This is a genomic window from Tropicimonas sediminicola (assembly GCF_900188335.1).
Classification (GTDB): domain Bacteria; phylum Pseudomonadota; class Alphaproteobacteria; order Rhodobacterales; family Rhodobacteraceae; genus Tropicimonas; species Tropicimonas sediminicola.
The window spans coordinates 175238-197236 of record NZ_FZOY01000007.1; the positions used below are offsets into that span (position 1 = coordinate 175238).

Genomic DNA, 21999 nt, shown 5'->3' on the forward strand with positions numbered 1-21999 from the left:
CGCGACAAGCGCCCCCCAGAAACGAGCGACAAAAAGACATGGGACGACAGGCAACCACATCCCGATTCCGCGGGGTTTTCACCGCTTTTGCGGCGATTCTGCTCGGAATGGCGATCTACCTGCCACCGGCTCAGGCGCAGGAACTGGATTCGCCGGAGGCGCGCGGGACGGTGACCAACCTGCCCCTGCCGCGCTATGTCTCGCTGAAGTCGACGGAAGGCAACGCGCGCCGCGGCCCGTCGCTGAGCCACCGAATCGACTGGGTCTACACGCGCCGCGCCATGCCGCTGCAGATCACCGCCGAATACGGCCACTGGCGCCGGGTGCAGGATCGCGACGGCGCGGGCGGCTGGATGCATTATTCGCTTCTCTCGGGCGTCCGCACCGTTCTGGTGGAAAAGGACATGGCGCCGCTGCACGCGCGACCGTCCGAGGACGCCGAGGTTCTTGCCAAGGTCCAGGCGGGTGTCGTTGCCCGGCTCGGGGAATGCACGCTGAACTGGTGCCGGATCACAGCCGGTGGCTCCCGCGGCTGGACGCATAAATCGGCGCTCTGGGGCGTTTCGGAAGACGAGATCCGCGAATGATGCGCGCCGCGGGGCGCGGCGCGCGAGATGTCAGGCGGCGGTGTCGAGCCCCCGGCCCTTGAGCAGCGCCTCCACCCCCGGCAGACGCCCGCGGAAGGCGGTGTAGAGCACATCGGGCTCCTGCGAGCCGCCGGCGGACAGTACGTTTTCGAGCAGGGACGCCGCCACCTTTGGGTCGAACGGACTGCCGGCTTCCTCGAAGGCGGCGAAGGCGTCGGCGTCCATCACCTCCGACCACATGTAGCTGTAATAGGCCGAGGCGTAGTAACCGCCCGAGAACACGTGGGCGAAATGCGGTGTCGCGTGGCGCATACGGATCGCCTGCGGCATGCCGATGCCTTCCAGCACCTCCGCCTGCTTCTGCATCGGGTCGGAAGGCGCGGAACCGGTATGGAATTCCAGATCGACGATGGCCGAGGCGATGAACTCCACCGTCTGGAATCCCATGTCGAAGGTCGCGGCGGCCAGCACACGCTCCAGCATCTCCTGCGGCATCGGCTCGCCGGTCTCGGCGTGGGTGGCGAATTCCGCGAGCACCTCGGGCACTTCCAGCCAGTGTTCGTAGAGCTGGCTGGGCAGTTCGACGAAGTCGCGCGGAACCGATGTGCCGGAGATACTCTCGTAGGTCACGTCGCTCAGCATCTGGTGCAGGGCGTGGCCGAACTCGTGGAAGAGCGTCCGCGCATCGTCGTACGAGAGCAGCGCGGGCGCGCCGCCCGACGGTTTGGCGAAGTTGCAGACGTTGATGACATGCGGGCGGATGTCGCCGGCGAGCTTCTGCTGGCTGCGCAGGGCCGAGCACCAGGCGCCCGAGCGCTTGCCGGACCGGGCGAAGTAGTCGCCGATGAACACCGCCAGGTGCTCGCCGTCGCGGGTGACCTCCCAGGCGCGGGCGTCGTTGTGGTGCAGCGGCAGGTCCAGCCGCGCAAACTCCAGTCCGAACAGCCGGTTGGCGCAGGCGAAGGCGGCCTCGATCATCCGGTCGAGCTGCAGGTACGGCTTGAGCTCTGCCTCGTCGAGGTCATGCTCGGCCTTGCGACGCTTCTCGGCATAGTAGCGCCAGTCCCACGGGCTGAGGGGCATCGCGCCGTTGTCCGCCACCAGCATCCGCTCCAGCCAGGCGGCATCGGCATCGGCGCGCGCCTTGGCGGGCTCCCAGACCGCCATCAGAAGCTCGCGCACGCGCTCCGGCGTGCGGGCCATCTCGGTCTCCAGCTTGTAAGCAGCGTAGGAGTCGTAGCCGAGCAGCTCCGCCTGCTCCGCCCGCAGTCGCAGCATCTCGGCGGCAATTCCGCGATTGTCCGTCTCGCCTCCGTTCGCGCCTCGGGCGCACCAGGCCTCGTAGGCGCGTTCGCGCAGGTCGCGGCGGGGCGAAAACTGCAGGAACGGGACGATCAGCGAGCGCGAGAGCGTCAGCACCGGGCCGTTCGCCCCCTTCTCCTCGCCCGCAGCACGGGCGGCGTCCACGACGAACCCCGGCAGCCCCTCGAGCGCGGCCTCGTCAAGTTCCATGAACCAGTCGCGCTCGTCGGCGAGAAGGTTCTGCCCGAAGCTGGTGCCAAGCTGGGCCAGCCGGGTGTTGATCTCGCGCAGCCGCGCCCGGCCCGCCTCGTCCAGCGCCGCACCGGCGCGCAGGAAGCCGCGGTGGCTGAGGTAGAGCACCCGCTGCTGCTCCGGCGTCAGATCGAGCGTGTCGCGCTGCTGCCAGAGCGCATCGACCCGGGCAAAGAGCGCCTTGTTGAGGGAGACATCGGTGGAATACTCGGCCAGCCTGGGCGAGAAATCCCGCTGCAGTGCCTCGCGGGCCGGGTTCGAATCCACGGATGCGAGCGTGTAGAAGACCGACAGGACGTCACTCAGCTCCTTGCCGGCCAATTCAAGCGCCTCGATCGTGTTGCCGAAGCTGGGCGGCTCGGGGCAATCGGCGATGGCGTCGATCTCGGCGCGCGCCGCGGTCAGGGCCTGCTCGAAGGCCGGCGCGAAATCCTCGTCGGAGATCGCCGGGAAATCCGGAAGGTCGAAGGGGGCGGTGCGTTCGGCAAGCAGCGGGTTGGTCACGTCTCGGCTCCGGTCTGATGGGTCACGCGGAACCTAGTGCGCGCCGCCCCCGGTTGCCAGAGCTACTCGACCGTGATCGTGATCACCTCCGACACCACCGGCGGGTCGTGCGGCACGTGGTTCTGGTCTCCCAGCACCAGTTGCAGGGTATGCGCGCCCGGCGCCAGTTCGAGGGTGACCTCGGTCTGGCCGCCGCCGAAGTGGATGTGGTTGTCATCGGCCGGCAGGCCCGCGGTGAGTTCGTCGGCCCCATCCGGTCCCTCGCCAAGCGGCGGCCGGTCGACGAGGATGTGATGGTGTCCTGTGTTCGGCGCGTCCGTGCCGGCCGGCGCAACCTCCATCCCCTCCAGTCCGAAGGCGATGGTCACCGGCGAGCTCACGGTCGCCCCGTCCTCGACATTGGCGAAAAAGACCCGCGCCCCCTCCGGCGACGGTGTGTCCTGGGCGATGGCCGGCGCCGCCGCGAGCATGACGGCAAGAAATAGTCCACGCATGGTATGTCCTCCCCATATCGCACGTGGCTGGAAGTATAGCGTGATCGGGGCGCGGCTCAAAACGCGCAGCAGGGGGTGAGGGCCTATCCCGGCCGTCGCCGCAGGCGCTGTTCCAGCCGCCGCAGGATCAGCGACAGCGTCACCGTCATCAGCAGGTAGAGCAGCGCGACCACGTTGTAGGTCTCGAAATACCGGAAGTTGCCGGCCGCCGTGACCTTGCCGAGCTGGGTTATGTCCATCACGCCAAGGACGGAGACGAGCGAGCTGTCCTTGATCATGGCGATGAAATCGTTGCCCAGCGGCGGCAGGATGGTGCGCATCGCCTGCGGGAAGACGATCAGCCGGAACCGCTGCCAGCCGTTGAGGCCGAGCGCCTTCGCCGCCTCGACCTGCCCCTCGTCGACCGACATGAGACCGGCGCGAAAGACCTCGGAGATGAAGGCGGAATAGCCGATGGTGAGCGCCATGATCGCGCGCCACAGCAGCGGGAAATCACGGGTGCGGATCGGCTCCATGCCAAGCCCCTCGAGCCCCCAGTTGACCGCGGCCACCAGCGCCGGCGCAACCACGAAGGCCACGTAAAGCAGCAGCACCAGGATGGGCAGCCCGCGCACGATCTCCACGTAGAAGCGGGCGCATTGGCGCAACAGGGTGTTGCGGGAGAGCGAGGCCACCGCCAGCAGAAGCCCGATCACGCTGGCGGCGGAAAAGGCGACGACCGTGACGAAGATCGTGAGCCAGATACCGCGCGAGAGGGTGGACAGGACCTGGCTGTAGAGATCGTCCGTCGCAATGCGCCAGAGAAAGAACGCGGCTATGCCCCCGGCGACCACCAGCCACCAGGGGAATTCCTTGCCGTCGTCCTTTGGGGGTGGAAGCATCGCGGCCTTTCGCAGTCAGGTCCGCGATGCCCTCATCGCGGTCAGCCGCCCAACTTGTAGTCGAGGAACCACTTCTTGTTCAACGCGTCGAGCGTGCCGTCTTCCTTCATCTCGGCGATGGCGGCGTTGATCGGCTCCACGAGGTCGGAGCCCTTGGGGAAGATAAACCCGAAATCCTCGGTGCCGAGCGGCTCGCCGATGATCTTGAGCTTGCCCTCGGAGGCGCTGACATAGCCCTGCGCGGCAGTGGAATCCGAAAGCGCGAGGTCGATGTCGCCCGTGCGCAGCGCCTGGATCGCGGCTCCGAACGTCTCGAAGAGCTTCATGCGCGGGTTTTGCTCGTCGCCATCCAGAACGTCGTAGATCCCGACGTAGAAGGGCGTGGTGCCCGGCTGGGCGCCGATCAGGAGATCCTCGTTGGCGGCAAACTCGGTGTGATCGGAGAAGCGGTCCTCGTCCCCGGCCACGATCATCATCATCTCGGAGCGCAGGTACGGAGCGGAAAAGTCCACCTTCTCGGCCCGGTCCTCGCGGATCGTGATGCCGGTCATGCCCATGTCGTACTGCGCTTCGGACACGGCTGGGATCATCGCGTCCCAGGAGATGTTCTCGTAGGTCACGGTGATGTTGAGCCGCTCGGCGATTTCGGCCATCGCGTCGTATTCCCAGCCGATCGCGTCACCGGACGCCGGGTCGACGAATTGCAGCGGCGGATAGGCGTTCTCGGTGACGACAACCACCTCGCGCCCCCCGAGATCGGGGGTCTCGGCAAGGGTCGGCGCGGCGCCGAGCGAGAGCAAAGCGGCCAGCGCCGCGACGGATCTGGTGAAGGGCATTGCTGCCTCCCTGTTGTTGCGGGACGAGTATGGCGCAGCTTGCGCCACTGTCCAGACGGCGACAGCTCAGCCGCCGCAAACCGGGCAATCGGCACGCGGTTTCAGCGATATCTGCCGGGTTTCGCCGTAAAGGGCGTCGTAGATCAGCATACGGCCGCGCAACGGCTCGCCGGCCCCCGAAAGCAGCTTGACGGCTTCCGCGGCCATCATCGCGCCTACCACACCCGGCAAGGGTCCGAGAACGCCGGCCTCGGCACAGGTCGGGGCAAGACCCGGTGCCGGGGCTTCGGGAAAGATGCATTGGTAACAGGGCGTTCCGCGCGCCGGGTCGAAGACGGAGATCTGCCCCTCCCACTGGCTGAGCGCGCCGGAGATCAGCGGGATGCCTGCAGCGGCCGCGGTGCGGTTCACGAGGTAGCGGGTGTCGAAATTGTCTGTGCCGTCGAGGACGAGGTCATATTCTGCAAAGAGATCGGCGGCGATCTCCTCGGTCAGCAGGCGATGGTAGGGCTTGATCGTCATGAACGGGTTGCGCGCCGACATCGCCCGCGCCGCGGACATCACCTTGGGCGTGCCCAGATCCTCGTCGCGATGCGCGATCTGGCGCTGCAGGTTCGAGACATCGACCTCGTCGTCGTCGATCACCCCGATGGTACCAACCCCGGCTGCCGCAAGGTAGAGCAGCGCCGGCGAGCCGAGCCCGCCTGCCCCGATCACCAGAACCCGGGCCTCGCGCAGCTTCTTCTGCCCCGGCCCGCCGATCTCGCGCAGCATGATGTGGCGGGCGTAGCGGTCGAGTTCGTCGGTCTGGAAGGTCTTGCCCGATTGCGGCGCATCGTCCGCCGCTTCCGGCTGCGCCCGCCGCCGCAGCCAGCGCACGCCCCGGGAATAGCCCCAGGCCAGCGCCGCGAAGCCGCCGAAGAGGAGCCATGGGGCCGGCGACTCGCCGGTCGCCATGCGCAGCGGATGGCCGGCCGGCAGCAGGAGCTGCTCCGCCAGCACGCCGACATAGAGCACCCCGATCATCGTCCAGCGCAGGCGACGCGGCGCCGACATCACGGCGCCGATCCCCCAGATGATCGCGGCGAGGACAAGAACCAGAAGCATCAGCCGCGCCCTGTGGAGCCGAAGCCGCCCGCGCCTCGGGCGCTGTCGCCCAGGGCATCGGCGATCTCGAAACGGGCCTGCACGACAGGTGCCACGATCATCTGCGCCACGCGCTCGCCATGCCGGATCCGGTGCGGCTCGGCCCCGAGGTTCACGAGCAGGATGCCGAGCGGACCGCGGTAGTCGCTGTCGATCGTGCCCGGCGTGTTGGGCAGGCTGATCCCGTGTTTCAGGGCGAGGCCGGATCGCGGGCGGATCTGCACCTCGTAGCCGGGCGGGATCTCAAGTCGCAGGCCGCTGGGAATGATCCGGCGTTCCAGCGGGGCCAGTTCGATCCCCTCGGCGCGATCCCCCGGCGGGAAGTTGGCGCGGATGTCCGCACCTGCGGCCCCGGCGGTCTCGTAGCTCGGCAGGGCGACCTCCGGGTCGGCCCAGTCCTCGCGCATCAGCTTGACGAGCACGCTCACGCCAGCGCCTCCGCGATCCGCTGTGCCAGTTGCCGGGCGACGGCGTCCTTGCCCATGCGCGGCCAGGTCTCCGCCCCCGCGTCGGAGATCAGCGTGACCTCGTTCTCGCTGCCGCCCATGATCCCGGTGCCCTCCGACACGTCGTTGGCGAGGATCCAGTCGCAGCCCTTGCGCGCGCGCTTGGCGGTGGCATGGGCCACCACGTTATCCGTCTCGGCGGCGAATCCCACGACGAGGGCGGGCCGATCCTCCGTCAGGCTGGAGATCTCGGCAAGGATGTCGGGGTTCTCGGCGAACTCGAGCGCCGGCGGGGTGCCGCTGCCGTCCTTTTTCATCTTGCGATCCGCGGCATTGGCCACACGCCAGTCCGCCACCGCGGCGGCAAAGACGCCGGCATCGGCCGGAAGCGCCGCCATCACCGCATCGCGCATCTGCCGGGCGGTCTCCACCGAGACGACCTCGACCCCGGGCGGCGGAGGCACGCTTGCCGGTCCGGTGACGAAACTCACACGCGCACCGAGCGCGACGAGCGCCGCGGCAATTGCCGTTCCCTGCGCGCCCGAGGAGCGGTTGGCGATGTAGCGCACGGGATCGATCGGCTCGTGGGTCGGCCCCGAGGTGACAACCACATGGCGCCCGGCAAGTGGCCCGTCGGCGAGCGCCGTCTCCACCGCCGCCACGATGTCGGGCACCTCGGCCATCCGGCCGAAGCCGAATTCCCCGCAGGCCATCGGCCCTTCGTCGGGCCCGATCGTCCGGACCCCGTCGGCCAGCAGCGTGGCCAGGTTGCGGCGCGTCGCCGGATGCTCCCACATCCGCACGTTCATCGCCGGCGCGATCAGAACCGGCGTGTCGGTCGCCAGCAGCAGCGTCGAGGCCAGATCGTTGGCGTGCCCATGGGCCATCTTGGCCATCAGGTCCGCCGTTGCCGGGGCCACGACGATCAAATCGGCCGAGCGGCTGAGCTCGATATGGCCCATCTCCGCCTCGTCGGTCAGGTCGAAGAGATCGCGGTAAACCTTCTCGGCGGCCAGCGCCGAGGCGCTGAGCGGGGTCACGAACTGTTCCGCCGCGGGGGTCAGCACCGGGGTCACGGCAAAGCCGCGGTCGCGCAGGCGGCGAATGAGATCGAGCGACTTGAAGGCCGCGATACCGCCACCGATGATCAGAAGGATGCGCCTCTGCGTGCTCATGTCCCGCCTTCCCCAGCTTTCCTGACCAACGGTTTAGGGGGCGCCAGCGGGGCTGGCAAGCAGCGGCGGCCAGCTCACCCCTTGCGGAACACCGCGCAGGGGTCCTCGCGCTCAGCCGGCTCGGTCACCAGCCAGGCATCATGCGGAACCTCGCCCGATGCCGCGTCGAACGGTGCCTCGAACTGGCCGAGTGTCACGACACGCAGTTCCGGCGCGGCGGCGGCAAGGTAGGCCGGCATGCCCCAGTCCCGCCGGGCATGGCCATTGCCGGTGATCACGGCCACCGGTCCGCCGGTTTCCTCCAGTGCCACAAGCGTCGTCTCGCTGAAACGGGCGTCGCGCAGGCGCTGCGCCTCGACCATTCCGCCGAGCATCTCCTCGGGAAGGGCGTTGCAATGGGCCTCCATCTGCATCGCCTCGCGCTCGGCCTGCTCCGCCTCGGGCAACGGGCCGAGCCCATAGCGCACGGCCTCGTCGCCAAAGACCTCCGCGGCGCTGCTGCCCATCGCCTCCATCAGTTCTTCCCGCGCTACCGCTGCGCCATAGATGCGCGCCTCCGGAGCCGCCAGCAGGATCGGGTGGTAGAGCGAGAAATCGGGCCAGCCCGTCTCCGACCAGGCCAAGGCCTCGGCCAGCGCCGCGCCGTCCTCGCGCGTCATGCCGTTGGCAGTCGCGGCTTGTTCAGGGGTGAACATCTCGAACACGAGCGCGGCGGGCTGGATGGACGCGACCACCTCAGCCTGGTTGGCGTGATGCGCCGGGTTGTCGTGCACCTCGCCGAGGATCACCACCGGGGCGCCGCCAGGATCGAACAGCTTTACGCTCCCGACGTCGGCAGCAAAAGCCTGTGAGGCGAGCAGGGTGAAACACAAGGGGATCAGCGGCAGCTTCATGCCAGCAACTGATACACCTCCGGGCTGTTGCCCTCCAGCGTCTTGCGCATCTTTGCGAAGGCCGCGGCCTCCAGCTGGCGGACACGCTCCTTGGAAAGCCCAAGCTCGACACCGAGCGATTCCAGCGTCCGCGGCTCGTCCCGGAGCTTGCGCTCGATCACGATGAACCGCTCGCGTTCCGGAAGATCCTGCAACGCGGCCTGGAGCCACCCGCGCAGCGTTTCCTGATCCCGATCGACTTCGACAAGGTCTGCGGCGCACGGCCCGTCGTCTTCAAGCGTCTCGACCCACTCCCGCCCCTCGTCATCCGAGGATTGCGTGGCGTTTAGCGAGAAATCACCTCCCGACAGCCGGCCCTGCATCATCTCGACGTCCTTCAGCGGCACACCGATCTCTGTGGCGATCTGCTGACGGAGCTGGTGGCCGTCGAGCGGCGCGCCCTCTGCCTCCGCCTCGCGCTCGAGCCGCGCTTGAACCCGGCGCAGGTTGAAGAAAAGCGCTTTCTGGCTGGAGGTCGAACCGGTCCGCACCAGCGACCAGTTCCGCAGGACGTGGTCCTGGATCGAGGCCTTGATCCACCACACAGCGTAGGTCGAGAAACGCACGCCCCTGTCCGGGTCGAACTTGTCGGCCGCCTTCATCAGACCGAGCGAGGCTTCCTGGATCAGGTCGTTCATGGGCGCGCCGTAGCGGCGATACTTTGACGCCATGGAGATCGCCAGCCTCATGTAGGCAGTGACCAGACGGTGAAGTGCCTCGGTGTCTCGCCTGTCCCGCCATGCGCGAGCGAGATCCAGTTCGGTCTCGGCGTCCAGAAGTTCCGCCGACATCGCGCGGCGGGACAACGTCATATCCCGGGTTTGATCGAGTGGCATGGTCTCCCCTCCGTCATGCTTCGCAGGCGTTCTCATCTCTCTTGTGTTCTGTTACGGAAGGCGTCGGAAGTCGGATCAAAATAAAACGGAGCGGCCGGAGATGACGGGACTGACCCTGGTTCTGGGGGGCGCGAGCTCCGGCAAGTCGGACTGGGCCGAGCGCCTGGTGGACACGATGGACCGGCCCAAGGTCTACATTGCCACCGCGCAGGCTTTCGATCCGGAGATGGAAGCCAAGATCGCCCGGCACCGCAGCGATCGCGGCGGCGGCTGGCAGACAATCGAAGCGCCGCAGATGCTGACCGAGGCGCTCTCCAGCCTGCCTGACGGCCATGTCGCCCTGCTCGACTGCGTCACCATGTGGCTGAGCAACCGCCTGCTCGCGGATGCGCCGCTGGAGGAGGAGATCCCGACGCTGCTCGACGCGCTCGACACCTGCAATGTGCCCGTAGTCGTCGTCTCGAACGAGGTCGGCCAGGGGATCGTGCCGGACAACGCCCTGTCGCGCCGGTTCCGGGACCTGCAGGGCCGGCTCAACCGGCAGATCGCGGAGCGTGCCGACCGGGTGGTCGCGGTGATGGCCGGGCTGCCGCTCGTGCTCAAGGGAACGCTTCCGGAGACCGCCACATGGTAAGGTGGTGGTGGGTGCGCCACGGCCCGACGGGACGGCGCGACATGAACGGCTGGACGGACGTCCCCGCCGACCTCTCCGACACCGACCGGCTGGACCGGCTGGCGGACTTCCTGCCGGCGGAGGCCACGGTGATCTCTTCGGATCTCACCCGCGCCATCACCACCGCCGACCGCCTCCAGCGGGACCGCGCGCGGTTGCCCAACGAGGCCGGGCTGCGGGAGATCAACTTCGGCGCCTGGGAAGCGCGCAGTTTCGACGATGTGCAGGCCGAGGATCCGCGCCTGGTGCGCCGCTACTGGGAGAGCCCGGGCGACGTGCACCCGCCCGGCGGCGAAAGCTGGAACGACCTGTCGCACAGGGTCGGCAAGGTCGTGGACTGGCTCACCGGGGAGGCGGGGGACATCATCGCCGTCGCCCATTTCGGCACCATCCTGACCCAGGTCCAGCGCGCACGCGGCTGCACCCCGACCGAGGCGCTCGCCCAGGAGATCGACGCGCTGTCCGTCACCTGCCTCGTCTGGAACGGCCAGGGCTGGTCCGTCGATCTGGTCAACCACCACCCCTGACCCGGCGCGCATCCGCCGCCCGGGACGATTGGCCTCAGATTGGCATGGACCGGAGCGGTGATCTTCTTTACGCCAAGGGGCGTTCAGTCAGCGCGGGATCGCCCCGCGGAGGTGCATCGTGACGTATGAGTTGTTCATCGGGAGCCGGGCCTATTCCTCTTGGTCGCTACGTGGCTGGCTGCTCTTCGAGCGGTTCGGTTTGACCTGTAAGGTCCGCAAGGTGGACTTCCTCGAAGCCGGCGTCGCGGAGCAACTGGAAGCCGTTCCGCCGGCCCGCACCGTGCCGACCCTGCGCATGACCGACGGGACGATCCTCTGGGATTCGCTCGCGATCGCCGAGGAACTGGCAAGCCGTCACCCCGAGGCCGGCCACTGGCCCTCCGACCCCACCGCCCGCGCCATCGCCCGCTGTCTCGCCGCCGAGATGCACAGCGGGTTCACCGCACTGCGCAGCCAGTGCCCGATGAACCTGCAGGCCGCCTATTCCGAAGCGCCGGTGCGCGGGGACCTGCAGGCCGATCTCGACCGGATCGAACAGATCTGGGACCACGCCCGCACGAGCCTCCGCCCCAAAGGCCCGTGGCTCTGCGGAGATTATTCGATCGCCGACGCGTTCTTCGCTCCGGTTGCGGCGCGGATCGCGGGCTATGGCCTGCCGGTCTCCGAGGCCGGCCAGGCCTATGTCGCGGCCCATCTGGCCGACCCCGCGTTCCGGCGTTGGCGGGCGATGGGGATCGCGGAGGGCACCGACCTGCCCTGGTACGACCGCGACTACCCGCTGGCCGACTGGCCCGGACCGGAACCGATCCCGGCGCGGGCGGTCGATGCGGGGCCGTCGATTAACGAGACCTGCCCCTATTCCGGCGATCCGGTAACCGACTACGCCGAGATCGCCGGCCGTGTCATCGGCTTCTGCAACCCGTTCTGCCGCGACAAATCCGTCGCCGATCCGGCGGCTTGGCCGCAGCTGGCCCCTCTCATTAAGACTATGTAAACCATCCTGCCCGCATCCTCGGCCGACTTTGTCGAAGCGAGGCGGTGAATGGTTGCGCGGGCGCATACGGTGGCCTTCGAGGGTGTGGACGCACGGCCCGTCGAGGTACAATGCGCAATCAGCCCCGGCATCCCGGCCTTTTCCATCGTTGGCCTGCCGGACAAGGCGGTGAGCGAGGCCCGAGAGCGTGTGCGGGCGGCGCTCGGCGCGATGGCTATCGCCCTGCCCTCCAAGCGGATCACCGTCAATCTCTCGCCCGCGGATCTGCCCAAGGAAGGATCGCATTTCGACCTGCCGATCGCGATGGCGTTGCTCGCGGCGCTGGAGATCGTCCCGGCCGACCTCGTCGAACAGACCGTAGCCCTTGGAGAGCTTTCTCTGGATGGCGACCTGGTATCGGTCATCGGCGCGCTGCCCGCCGCGATGACCGCCGCGGAGGACGGCCGCAGCCTGCTCTGCCCGGCGTCCTGTGGCCCCGAAGCGGCCTGGGTCGATGCCGTGCAGGTCATTGCACCGGCCTCCCTCACCGCCGCCGTGCGCCACTTCACCGGCCAGACGCCCCTCGCCCCGGCCAGCGCCGGAGAGGTCATCGCCACCGGCAACCTGCGCGACTTTCGCGACGTGAAGGGCCAGGAGCGCGCCAAGAGGGCGCTGGAGATCGCCGCGGCCGGCCGCCACCACGTTCTGCTCGTCGGCGCGCCGGGCGCCGGCAAGTCGATGCTCGCGGCACGGATGCCCGGAATCCTGCCGCCGCTCTCGCCGGCCGAGGCGCTGGAAACCTCGATGATCCACTCGCTGACCGGCCTGCTGGACGAAGGTGGCATTTCCCGCGACCGGCCGTTCCGGGAGCCGCATCACACCGCCTCGGTCCCGGCCATCGTCGGCGGCGGCCGCGGAGCGAAACCGGGGGAGATCTCGCTCGCCCACAACGGCGTCCTGTTTCTCGACGAACTGCCGGAGTTCCCGCGACAGGTGCTCGAGACCCTGCGCCAGCCGATCGAGACCGGCGAGGTCGTGGTCGCCCGCGCCAATGCCCATGTGCGCTACCCGTGCCGCTTCCTGCTGGTCGCCGCGGCAAATCCCTGCCGCTGCGGCCATCTTGCCGAACCGGGCCGCGCCTGCGCCCGCGCGCCCGCCTGCGGCGAGGATTACCTCGGCCGGATCTCCGGGCCGCTGCTCGACCGGTTCGACCTGCGCATCGAGGTGCCGCCCGTCGCCTTTTCGGACCTAGACCTCCCGGAGGCCGGGGAAGGATCGGCAGAGATCGCAGCCCGGGTATCTCGCGCCCGCGACGTCCAGACGGAAAGGTATGCAGAAGCCTCCGGCGTGCGCGTCAATGCCGACGCCGAAGGCGGCCTGCTGGAGCAATCCGCACGCCCCGATTCCGAGGGCCGCGCGCTCCTGCAGAAGGTCTCGGACCGTTTCGGCCTGACCGCGCGCGGCTACCACCGGGTTCTGCGTGTCGCACGCACCATTGCCGACCTCGATGGAAGCGCAGAGGTGCGCCGGCCCCATGTCGCCGAAGCCGTTTCCTTCCGGCTCAGCAGCGCGCTTGCGGGATAGCGCCCCGCAGCCGCGTCCCGGATCAGTGCTGCTCGATGAACCGCGCCACCGAACCGATGCATTCGCGCGCCTCGGGGATGTAGCCGTCGAAGATCGGCCAGATATGCGGCACGTCCTCCCATTCGTTCAGCTCGACCATGCCCCCGGCATCCCGAAGATGCGCTGCCATGCGCCGGCTGTCGTCCCTCAGCATCTCCGTCGTGCCGACGTGCAACTGAACCGGCGGCGGCGCGTCGTAGCGCGCGAAGAGCGGCGAGACCCGCGGATCGTCCGCCGGCAAATCGCCCAGCGCCAGTTCGCTGGCGCGCCGCAATCGGGCCGACGGAAGGAACGGATCGCGCGCCGCGTTCTCGACGATACTGGCGCCGGAGAGTCCGAGGTCGACCCAGGGCGAAAAGGCGAAAACGGCCGCGGGCCGCTGCCCTTGCGCGCAGAGCCGGGCCAGCAGCGCAAGCGCCAGCCCCCCGCCGGCGCTGTCGCCGCCCAGAATGATCCGGTCCGACGCGTAGCCGAGCTCCAGAAGGCGCTCATGCGCGCGGCAGGCGTCGTCGAATGCGGCGGGCGCGGGATGCTCGGGCGCCAGCCTGTAGGCCGGCGCCGCGATGGGAAGGCCCGTCACTCGAGACAGACGCCCCATGATGCTCAGGAAGTTCTCCGGTCGGCCCGCGATATAGGCGCCGCCGTGGAAGTAGAGGATCACACGCGCCTGCGACACCGGTCCGGAGCTGACCCAGTGGAGGACGGGCTCGCCTGCCGATCTCTGATGCAGCAGGTAGGGCGGGCGGCGCAGGAAACGCGCCGCCATCCGGTCGAGGTCGCGCCGTGCCTCGGCGATCGAGGAGGTCGCGGCGAGCCGGGGCTTGACCACCCGGCGCAGCACCGCGTTCAGGAGCCGGAGCCGCCGGCTCACACCGCCCGCCGCGCCTCGATCGCCTGCCAGATCTTCTCCGCGACGTTGATCCCGTCGAAACGCTCGAGCTCCTGAATCCCGGTGGGAGAGGTCACGTTGATCTCGGTCAGGTAGTCGCCGATCACGTCGATGCCCACGAAGATCTGGCCGCGCTCCCGCAACAGCGGACCGATGGCCGCGCAGATTTCCCGGTCGCGCTCGGTCAGCGCGACCTTCTCGGGCCGCCCGCCGACATGCATGTTCGACCGCGTCTCGCCCTCCGCGGGCACCCGGTTGATCGCCCCAACCGGCTCGCCGTCCACCAGAATGACCCGCTTGTCGCCGTTGCTGACGTCGGGGATGAACTTCTGGGCGATGAGGGGCTCGCTGCTCAGCGACTCGAAGAGCTCGTGCAGCGAGGCGAGGTTGCGGTCGTTCGGGTCGAGCCGGAACACGCCGGCGCCGCCGTTGCCGTAGAGCGGCTTGAGGATGATATCGCCATGTTCCTTCTTGAAGCGCCGCAGGTCCTGCAGGTCGCGCGCGATCATCGTCGGCGGGATCAGGTCGGGGAACTGCAGGACGAGCAGTTTCTCGGGGCAGTTGCGGACCCAGAACGGGTCGTTGGCCACGAGAACCTTCGGCGACAGCCACTCGAGGATGTGCGTGGTCGTGATGTAGCCCATGTCGAACGGCGGGTCCTGCCGGAGCCAGACGACATCCATCTCACCGAGGTCGAGCTGCACCTCGGGGCCGAGCGTCACGTGATCGCCCTGGACCCGCCGCACCGTCATCGCCTGCGCCCGCGCCATGACGCGGCCGTCCTGCCAGGTCAGCCGCTCGGGGGTGTAGAAGAACATCTCGTGACCGCGAGCCTGGGCTTCCTCGGCCAGCCGGAACGTGCTGTCCGCGTCGATATTGACCCCGGTCACCGGGTCCATCTGAAAGGCAATTCGCAGTGGCATTGCTGGCGCTCCCGTAAGCTTTGCGACTTCATCGCCGATGTGCCCGGAGGAGGCAACCGCCCGCGTCAGGCGCCGAAGGCATTCTCCAGCACGCGGAGCCCGCCGCGGCCATCGACCAACGCAACGTCGAACCGCATCTCGGTGAGTTGTCCGTTCGGCATCCGGCCGATGTATTCGGATGCGGACGCCACGATCCGCTCCATCTGGCGCGGTGTGACCCGCTCCACGGCGCGTGCGAAATCCCGCGCCTTCTTGACCTCGACGAAGATCAGGCCATCGCCATCGCGGACGATCAGGTCGATTTCCCCGCCGCGCCCACGCCAGCGCCGTTCGACCACTGGAAGACCGGTTCCAGCGTAATGGCGCTCGACGATGTCCTCCGCCGCGAGCCCGGCATGGTAGGACACCGAACCGCTCATCCCTCGTCCTTTCCTTCCTGCTTCATCTGCAAGGCCATCTGGTAGACGTCCCGCCGTTTCAGACCATAGACACCGGCCACTTCCGACGATGCTTCCTTCACCGTCAGCCTGCCGAGCGCCTCGCGCAGCGCGGCCTCGACGTCTTCCGGCGCCGCCTCCCGGTGCTGCGCCCGGTCGATCACCAGAACGATCTCACCCTTCAGGGACCGCTCCGACAACCTCTCCGAGAGGTCCGCCAAGGTTCCGCGCTCGACCTCCTCGAATCGCTTGGTCAGTTCCCGGCAGACCGCTGCCTCGCGATCCCCGCCGAAACTCTGGATCAGTTCCCCTAACAATCGGCTAATGCGCTTGGGCGACTCGAACAGAACCAGCGTGGCGTCGCTACCCGCGAGTCCGTCGAGCCAGCTGCGGCGCGCCCCTGCGGCGGCAGGCGGGAAACCGGCGAACAGGAACCGGTCGCTCGGGAGGCCGGACAGGGTGAGCGCCGCGAGGACGGCCGAAGGGCCCGGTGCGCAGGTCACCAAGACCCCTGCCTCGATCGCAGCGCGTCCGAGCTGGTAGCCGGGGTCGGCGACGAGCGGCGTTCCGGCTTCGGAGACATAGGCGATGGAGCGCCCCTCCTGCGCCATCCGAAGCAGGCGCGGCCGTTGGCTGGCGCCGTTGTGGTCGTGATAGGCCACCATCGGCCGCCCGCCGAGCGGAATGCCGTGCAGCTCCATCAGGTGGCGCGCGGTGCGGGTATCCTCCGCCGCGATCACGTCCGCGGAGGCGAGAATGTCGAGGCCGCGCAGGGTGATGTCGCGGGCCGTTCCGATCGGCGTCGCAACGAAATGGAAGCCCGCCGGCAAGGTCTCCACGCGAAACACCGGTGCCTGTTCTGTGTGAGACATTTACTTGCGACCCTCCACGGCTTACGGTCGGCCCCGTTCCGGGGGCCGCAAATGCCCGATACCAGCCCAGACCACGAAGAGCGAGATTTAGTCCATGTTTTCTGCATTGAGAATGCCCCGAGCGATCGCGACCCGCGGCCTGGCCCTCGTTGCTGCCGCCTTCCTGGCCGCCTGTGACACCGTACCGACCGCCGGCGGCGGCCCCCGTATCGACGCGGGCGCGCCGGTCGCCGTGGCGCTCCTGGTTCCCGGCGGGGCGGGCGGCGACGCGCTGGTTTCGCGCAGCCTCGAGAACGCGGCCCGCATGGCCATCGCCGATCTCGGCAACGTGCAGATCGACCTGCGGGTCTACACCACGGGCGGCAACGCCGCCGGCGCCTCCACCGCCGCCAGCCGCGCCGCCGACGAGGGCGCCAAGATCATCCTCGGCCCGCTCTATTCCGAGGCCGCGAATGCCGCGGGCCTCGCCGTCGCCAGCCAGAACATCAACGTCCTGTCCTTCTCGAACAACGCCGCGATCGCCGGCGGCAACGTGTTCGTGCTCGGCAACACCTTCGACAACACCGCCTCGCGGCTGGCCAGTTTCGCCGCTTCCCGCGGCAAGGGCGACATCTTCGTCGTGAACGCCCGGACCACTGCCGAGGAAGTTGGCCGGGATGCGATCCTGCGGGCGGTCAACAGCAGCCGGGCACGGCTCGCGGGCAATGCCTCCTTCGACTTCTCGCAGCAGGGGATCGTCGCGGCGGTGCCCGAGATCAGCCAGCAAGTGCAGGCCTCCGGGGCGAACGCGATCTTCTTCACCTCCGACAACGACGGGGCGATGAGCTTCCTCGCACAGCTCCTGCCGGAGAACGGCATCGGCGCGCCTAACCACCAGTTCATCGGCCTGACCCGGCTCGACGTGCCCGCCGAGGCGCTCTCCCAGCCCGGCCTGCAAGGCGCGTGGATGGCCCTGCCCGATCCGCAGCTCAACGCCAGCTTCCGCGACCGTTACGTCTCCGCCTACGGCAGCCAGCCGCACCCGCTGGCCGGCCTGTCCTACGATGGCATCGCCGCCGTGGGCGCGCTCGTCGGCCGTGGGCAATCCGATGCGCTGACCCGCTCGGCGCTCACCCAGGGCTCCGGCTTCGTCGGCGTCAACGGCATCTTCCGGCTGATGGACAACGGCACCAACCAGCGTGGCCTCGCCGTCGGCCAGATCCAGAACAACCAGGTAATCGTCATTGACCCTGCCCCAAGAAGCTTCGGCGGCTTCGGCTTCTGAGCCGACGCCCGCCTTCGTTGCACCGGCCGCGCCGCGCGACCTGATCTGCGCGCCCGACACGATCTTCGATGCCGCCGGCCTGCCCGACCGCCTCGCCGAGGCGGTCGAAGGCAAGGAGGGCACGGGCCGCCGCGCCCGTGCCACCACGATCCTTGCCGAGGCGCTTTCCAACGGCCGGGACGCCATCGAAAAGGCGTTCGAGGCGTCGCCGCGCGCGGCGCGCCCGCTGGTGCATTCCTATGCCTGGCTGACGGACTGCATCATCCGGAGCGCCTACTGGACGGCCTCGACCCTGCTGTCGGACACGCCCGCCAAGCGCGCGTCCCAACGCATGTCACTCGTCGCCGTCGGCGGCTATGGCCGCGGCGAAATGGCCCCCCACTCGGACGTCGATCTGCTGTTCCTCTGCGAGGATTCGGTCACGCCGGAGGTGGAGCATATCGTCGAGGAGATGCTCTACATCCTGTGGGACCTGCGCCTGAAGGTCGGCCACGCCACCCGCACCATCCGCGACTGCCTGAAGCTCGGTCGCGAGGATTTCACGATCCGGACCTCGCTGCTAGAGATGCGCCACCTCGAGGGCGACGCGGCCCTGACCGAAACCCTCGCGGACCGGCTCTGGAACGAGCTCTTCAAGGGATCGAGCAAGGATTACATCGAGGCCAAGCTGGCCGAGCGGGCCGAGCGTCACCGCAAGCAGGGCGGGCAGCGCTACATGCTGGAGCCCAACATCAAGGAGGGCAAGGGCGGCCTGCGCGACCTGCAATCCCTGTTCTGGATCGCGAAATACGTCAACCGGGTGCAGAGCATCGAGGAACTCGTGGGCCTCGGTGTGTTCACGCCAGAGGAATACTGGGCCTTCGAACAGGCCGAGTCCTTTCTCTGGGCCTGCCGTGCGCATCTGCATCTGCTGACCGACCGTCCGGTGGACCAGCTGACCTTCGACGTGCAGGTGCCGGTGGCCGAACGGCTCGGTTACACCGACCATTCCGGGCGCCGGGCGGTCGAGCATTTCATGCAGGATTACTTCCGCCATGCCACGCAGGTAGGCGAGCTGACGCGAATCTTCCTGACCGCGCTGGAGACCGCCCATGTGAAGCGGGCGCCCAAGCTCGCCAAGCTTTTCCGCCGCCGCAAGAAGGTCCGCGAAGGCTTCGAGATGGAGAACGGGCGGCTGGCGATCGTCGACGAGGAGGCGTTCCTCTCCGACAAGCTCAACATCCTGCGGCTCTTCGACGAGGCGCTGCGGACCGACACGCTGATCCATCCCAACGCCATGCGGCTGGTCTCGGCCAACCTGAACCTGATCGACGCCGACATGCGCCGCAATCCGGAGGCGGCGCGGATCTTCCTTCGCCTCATGCTCGACCACGGCAACCCCGAGCGGGCGCTCCGGCGCATGAACGAACTCGGCGTCCTTGCCGCCTTCGTGCCGGAGTTCGAGCCGATCGTGGCGATGATGCAGTTCAACTTCTACCACGCCTACACGGTCGACGAGCACACGATCCAGTGCATCCGCGTCCTTGCGCAGATCGAGCATCGCGAGCTGATCGAGGAGCTGCCCGTCGCCTCGCGCATCCTCGAAAAGGGCGTGAACCGCCGCGTTCTCTACCTCGCGGTCTTCCTGCACGACATCGGCAAGGGCCGGGTGGAGGACCATTCGATCCTCGGCGCCCGTATCGCCCGCCCGGTCTGTCAGCGCCTGGGCCTCGACGAGGAGGAGGTCTCCACGGTCGAGTGGCTGGTGCGCTCCCACCTCGTGATGTCGGACATGGCGCAGAAGCGCGACATCTCCGATCCGCGCACGGTGCGCGACTTCGCCAAGGCGGTGAAAACCCGCAAGCGGCTCGACCTGCTCACCGTCCTGACGGTCTGCGACATCCGCGGCGTCGGGCCGGACGTCTGGAACAACTGGAAGGCGCAGCTTCTGCGCTCGCTCCATCGCCAGACCGCCGACGCACTGGAAAACGGGCTGGAAGAGATCAACCGGGACAACATCGCCGAGGAGGCCCACGCCGCCCTGCGCGACTCGTTGCAGGACTGGACGCCCGAAGAGATCGAAGCCGAGATCGAGCGGCATTACCCGCCCTACTGGCAGGGCCTGCAGAACGAGACCCACCAGATCTTCGCCCGCCTCCTGAAGGGCATCCCGAACGACGAGATCCGGATCGACCTGACCCAGGACCCCGGGCGGGACGCCACGCGGGCCTGTTTCGCGCTGGCCGATCACCCCGGCATCTTCTCGCGGCTGGCCGGGGCGCTGGCACTGGTGGGCGCCAACGTGGTGGACGCACGGACCTATACGACCAAGGACGGCTACGCGACCGCGATCTTCTGGATCCAGGACGGCGACGGCGCGCCCTATGAGGCCGACCGCCTGCCGCGCCTTCGGGCGACGATCCACAAGAGCCTCAAGGGCGAGATCATCACCGGCCAGGCCCTCAGCAAGCGCGACAAGCAGAAACGGCGCGAGCGCGAGTTCCGCTTCCCCACGTCGATCCATTTCGACAACGAAGGTTCCGACATCTACACGATCATCGAGGTCGACACCCGCGACCGGCCCGGCCTGCTCTACGATCTGACCCGCACCCTCGCCAACGCGAATATCTATATTGCGTCGGCCGTGATCGCGACCTATGGCGCTCAGGTAGTGGACACCTTCTACGTGAAGGACATGTTCGGCCTGAAGATCCACTCCGAGAGCAAGCGCAGCGCTCTCGAGAAAAAGCTGATCCAGGCCATCGAGCGCGGGGCTGAAAGGGCCAGAACCGAATGAAACCAATCCGCCTGATGGCGGGATTCCTGACGGTCGGGGTCTGGACCCTGATGTCGCGGATCCTTGGATTCGTGCGCGATATCGTCATCGCGGCCAAGCTGGGGGACGGGCCTGTGGCGGAGGCCTTCCTGATCGCCTTCAGCCTTCCAAACATGTTCCGCCGCTTCTTCGCCGAGGGCGCGTTCAACATGGCCTTCGTGCCGATGTTCTCCAAAAAGCTGGAGCGCGACGAGGACCCGAAGGGCTTTGCCCAGGACGCGTTCAATGGCCTCGCCTCGGTGCTGATCCTGTTCTCGCTGCTGGCGCAGGCGGTGATGCCCTGGCTCGTGCTGGCCATGGCCTCGGGCTTTGCCGGCGACGAACGCTTCGGCATGGCGGTGCATTTCGGCCGCATCGCCTTTCCCTACATCCTGTTCATCTCGCTCGCGGCGTTGCTCTCGGGCGTGCTGAACGCGACGGGCCGCTTTGTTGCGGCCGCCGCGGCGCCGGTTCTGCTGAACGTGATCCTCGTCACCTCGATGCTGCTGGCCGAGGCGACTGGTGGCGATTTCGGCACCTTTCTCGTCTGGGCCGTGCCGGTCGCGGGCGTGGCGCAGCTCGGGCTGGTCTGGTGGTCGGCCGCCCGGGCCGGGTTCCGGCTGACGCTCTCGCGGCCGCGGCTGACACCGGACATGAAACGGCTGGCGCGGATCGCCGCCCCGGCGATGCTCGCCGGCGGCGTGGTGCAGGTGAACCTGCTGGTCGGCCGGCAGGTCGCCAGCTATTTCGACGGCGCGATCCAGTATCTCAACCTCGCCGACCGGCTCTACCAATTGCCGCTGGGTGTGGTGGCCATCGCCATCGGCGTGGTGCTGCTGCCCGACCTCTCGCGGCGCCTCGCCGCCGACGACACAGTGGGCGGCCGCGCCGCTCTGAACCGCGCAACCGAGTTCGCGCTGCTCCTGACCCTGCCCGCCGCGGTTGCGCTGGTGGTCATCGCGGAGCCGATCGTCTCGGTGCTCTACCAGCGCGGCGCCTTCGGGGCGGAGGCCGCGGCGCGCACGGCGCTGGTCACAGCGATCTACGGGCTCGGCCTGCCCGCATTCGTGCTTCAGAAAGTGTTCCAGCCGCTCTACTTCGCGCGTCACGACACGCGGACGCCGTTCAACTACGCGCTCGTCGCGATGGTGCTGAACGCGGTCATTGCCATCGGCGGTTCCTACTTCTTCGGCTTCTACGCCGCCGCCTGGGCGACCACCCTCGCGGCCTGGGCGATGGTGCTTCTGCTGTGGCGCGGATCGCGGCGGATGGGCGAGGCCGTGATGCTGGATGACCGCCTGAAACGGCGCAGCTGGCGCGTCCTGGTAGCCTGCGGCGTGATGGCCGCCTGCCTTCTCGCGACCGAATGGGCCCTGGGCGATGCGCTCTACCAGTCCGGGGTGCGCTACGCGGCGCTGCTGGTGCTGGTGGGCGTGGGGATCGTGAGCTACTTCGGCGCCGCGCAGTTGGTCGGGGCAACGCAGCTCACCGAGATCCGCCGCGCGATGCGTCGCAACCACTCCGCCTGAGGCGGAGCGGGCCCTCCCGCCCGTCGTCGCCACATCGAAGATGTCCCGCCGCCCGTTGGGCGTGGCCGCGCACCTGCGTGCGCGGCGAAGCATCCTTTGCGACC

General features: G+C 68.2%; 21 protein-coding genes. 8 read left to right on the plus strand and 13 right to left on the minus strand.

The window, feature by feature from the left end; all coding sequences use genetic code 11:
- The first annotated feature begins 107 nt into the window (after positions 1-107).
- Positions 108-587 (plus strand): SH3 domain-containing protein, encoded by a 480-nt coding sequence (locus tag CHB86_RS17525; protein WP_089234380.1) that lies wholly within the window; start codon positions 108-110, stop codon positions 585-587.
- 30 nt (positions 588-617) lie between these two features.
- On the opposite strand, the gene CHB86_RS17530 is transcribed toward CHB86_RS17525, so the two are convergent.
- The 9 genes from CHB86_RS17530 to CHB86_RS17570 form a co-directional block, all read right to left on the minus strand.
- A complete protein-coding gene (locus CHB86_RS17530) occupies positions 618-2645 on the minus strand; it encodes a M3 family metallopeptidase (RefSeq protein ID WP_089234381.1) in 2028 nt (675 codons plus the stop codon).
- Positions 2646-2707: 62 nt separating this feature from the next.
- Positions 2708-3139, minus strand: a complete 432-nt coding sequence (locus tag CHB86_RS17535; protein WP_089234382.1) for a DUF4399 domain-containing protein — start codon at positions 3137-3139, stop codon at positions 2708-2710.
- An 83-nt stretch (positions 3140-3222) separates the two neighbouring features.
- A complete protein-coding gene (locus CHB86_RS17540; RefSeq protein WP_089234383.1) occupies positions 3223-4020 on the minus strand; it encodes an amino acid ABC transporter permease in 798 nt (265 codons plus the stop codon).
- Between the two features lie 41 nt (positions 4021-4061).
- Positions 4062-4856 carry a transporter substrate-binding domain-containing protein gene (locus tag CHB86_RS17545; RefSeq protein ID WP_089234384.1) on the minus strand — a complete coding sequence of 265 codons (795 nt, stop codon included), beginning with the start codon at positions 4854-4856 and terminating at the stop codon, positions 4062-4064.
- Positions 4857-4922: 66 nt separating this feature from the next.
- A complete protein-coding gene (locus CHB86_RS17550; protein ID WP_089234385.1) occupies positions 4923-5963 on the minus strand; it encodes a HesA/MoeB/ThiF family protein in 1041 nt (346 codons plus the stop codon).
- The gene (dut, locus tag CHB86_RS17555) at positions 5963-6409 is read right to left on the minus strand and encodes a dUTP diphosphatase (RefSeq protein WP_425445430.1); all 447 of its coding nucleotides are present in this window, start codon (positions 6407-6409) and stop codon (positions 5963-5965) included. The genes CHB86_RS17550 and dut overlap by 1 nt, the downstream gene beginning before the upstream one ends.
- A 17-nt stretch (positions 6410-6426) precedes the next feature.
- Positions 6427-7623 (minus strand): bifunctional phosphopantothenoylcysteine decarboxylase/phosphopantothenate--cysteine ligase CoaBC, encoded by a 1197-nt coding sequence (gene coaBC / locus CHB86_RS17560; RefSeq protein ID WP_089234387.1) that lies wholly within the window; start codon positions 7621-7623, stop codon positions 6427-6429.
- A 74-nt stretch (positions 7624-7697) separates the two neighbouring features.
- Positions 7698-8516, minus strand: a complete 819-nt coding sequence (locus CHB86_RS17565) for a ChaN family lipoprotein (RefSeq protein WP_089234388.1) — start codon at positions 8514-8516, stop codon at positions 7698-7700.
- The gene (locus tag CHB86_RS17570; protein ID WP_089234389.1) at positions 8513-9391 is read right to left on the minus strand and encodes an RNA polymerase factor sigma-32; all 879 of its coding nucleotides are present in this window, start codon (positions 9389-9391) and stop codon (positions 8513-8515) included. The genes CHB86_RS17565 and CHB86_RS17570 overlap by 4 nt, the downstream gene beginning before the upstream one ends.
- A gap of 100 nt (positions 9392-9491) precedes the next feature.
- On the opposite strand from CHB86_RS17570, the gene cobU reads away from it, so the two are divergent.
- The 4 genes from cobU (at position 9492) to CHB86_RS17590 (ending at position 13148) form a co-directional block, all read left to right on the plus strand.
- Positions 9492-10025 carry a bifunctional adenosylcobinamide kinase/adenosylcobinamide-phosphate guanylyltransferase gene (cobU, locus tag CHB86_RS17575; RefSeq protein ID WP_089234390.1) on the plus strand — a complete coding sequence of 178 codons (534 nt, stop codon included), beginning with the start codon at positions 9492-9494 and terminating at the stop codon, positions 10023-10025.
- On the plus strand, positions 10019-10591 hold the full coding sequence (locus CHB86_RS17580) for a histidine phosphatase family protein (protein ID WP_089234391.1): 573 nt from the start codon (positions 10019-10021) through the stop codon (positions 10589-10591). The genes cobU and CHB86_RS17580 overlap by 7 nt, the downstream gene beginning before the upstream one ends.
- Positions 10592-10709: 118 nt before the next feature.
- Entirely contained in the window at positions 10710-11585 is an 876-nt protein-coding gene (locus CHB86_RS17585; protein ID WP_089234392.1) for a glutathione S-transferase, read from the plus strand.
- A 48-nt stretch (positions 11586-11633) separates the two neighbouring features.
- Positions 11634-13148 carry a YifB family Mg chelatase-like AAA ATPase gene (locus CHB86_RS17590; protein WP_089234393.1) on the plus strand — a complete coding sequence of 505 codons (1515 nt, stop codon included), beginning with the start codon at positions 11634-11636 and terminating at the stop codon, positions 13146-13148.
- Positions 13149-13170: 22 nt separating this feature from the next.
- Here the strand turns inward: CHB86_RS17590 and CHB86_RS17595 are convergent, their stop codons facing one another.
- The 4 genes from CHB86_RS17595 to rsmI all read right to left on the minus strand — a co-directional run bounded on the left by CHB86_RS17595 (position 13171) and on the right by rsmI (position 16308).
- Positions 13171-14058: an alpha/beta hydrolase fold domain-containing protein gene (locus CHB86_RS17595; RefSeq protein WP_089234394.1), complete on the minus strand. Its 888-nt coding sequence runs from the start codon at positions 14056-14058 to the stop codon at positions 13171-13173.
- Entirely contained in the window at positions 14055-14999 is a 945-nt protein-coding gene (gene gshB, locus CHB86_RS17600; RefSeq protein WP_089234395.1) for a glutathione synthase, read from the minus strand. The genes CHB86_RS17595 and gshB overlap by 4 nt, the downstream gene beginning before the upstream one ends.
- Before the next feature lie 65 nt (positions 15000-15064).
- The gene (locus CHB86_RS17605) at positions 15065-15418 is read right to left on the minus strand and encodes a YraN family protein (protein ID WP_089234396.1); all 354 of its coding nucleotides are present in this window, start codon (positions 15416-15418) and stop codon (positions 15065-15067) included.
- Positions 15415-16308 carry a 16S rRNA (cytidine(1402)-2'-O)-methyltransferase gene (gene rsmI / locus CHB86_RS17610; RefSeq protein WP_089234397.1) on the minus strand — a complete coding sequence of 298 codons (894 nt, stop codon included), beginning with the start codon at positions 16306-16308 and terminating at the stop codon, positions 15415-15417. The genes CHB86_RS17605 and rsmI overlap by 4 nt, the downstream gene beginning before the upstream one ends.
- Positions 16309-16402: 94 nt before the next feature.
- On the opposite strand from rsmI, the gene CHB86_RS17615 reads away from it, so the two are divergent.
- The 3 genes from CHB86_RS17615 to murJ are packed head-to-tail and all read left to right on the plus strand — an operon-like array spanning position 16403 to position 21895.
- Complete coding sequence (locus CHB86_RS17615) at positions 16403-17572, plus strand: penicillin-binding protein activator (RefSeq protein ID WP_089234398.1); 1170 nt, start codon at positions 16403-16405, stop codon at positions 17570-17572.
- A complete protein-coding gene (locus CHB86_RS17620) occupies positions 17532-20348 on the plus strand; it encodes a [protein-PII] uridylyltransferase (protein ID WP_089234399.1) in 2817 nt (938 codons plus the stop codon). The genes CHB86_RS17615 and CHB86_RS17620 overlap by 41 nt, the downstream gene beginning before the upstream one ends.
- Entirely contained in the window at positions 20345-21895 is a 1551-nt protein-coding gene (murJ, locus tag CHB86_RS17625; protein ID WP_089234400.1) for a murein biosynthesis integral membrane protein MurJ, read from the plus strand. The genes CHB86_RS17620 and murJ overlap by 4 nt, the downstream gene beginning before the upstream one ends.
- The last annotated feature ends 104 nt before the right edge of the window (positions 21896-21999 follow it).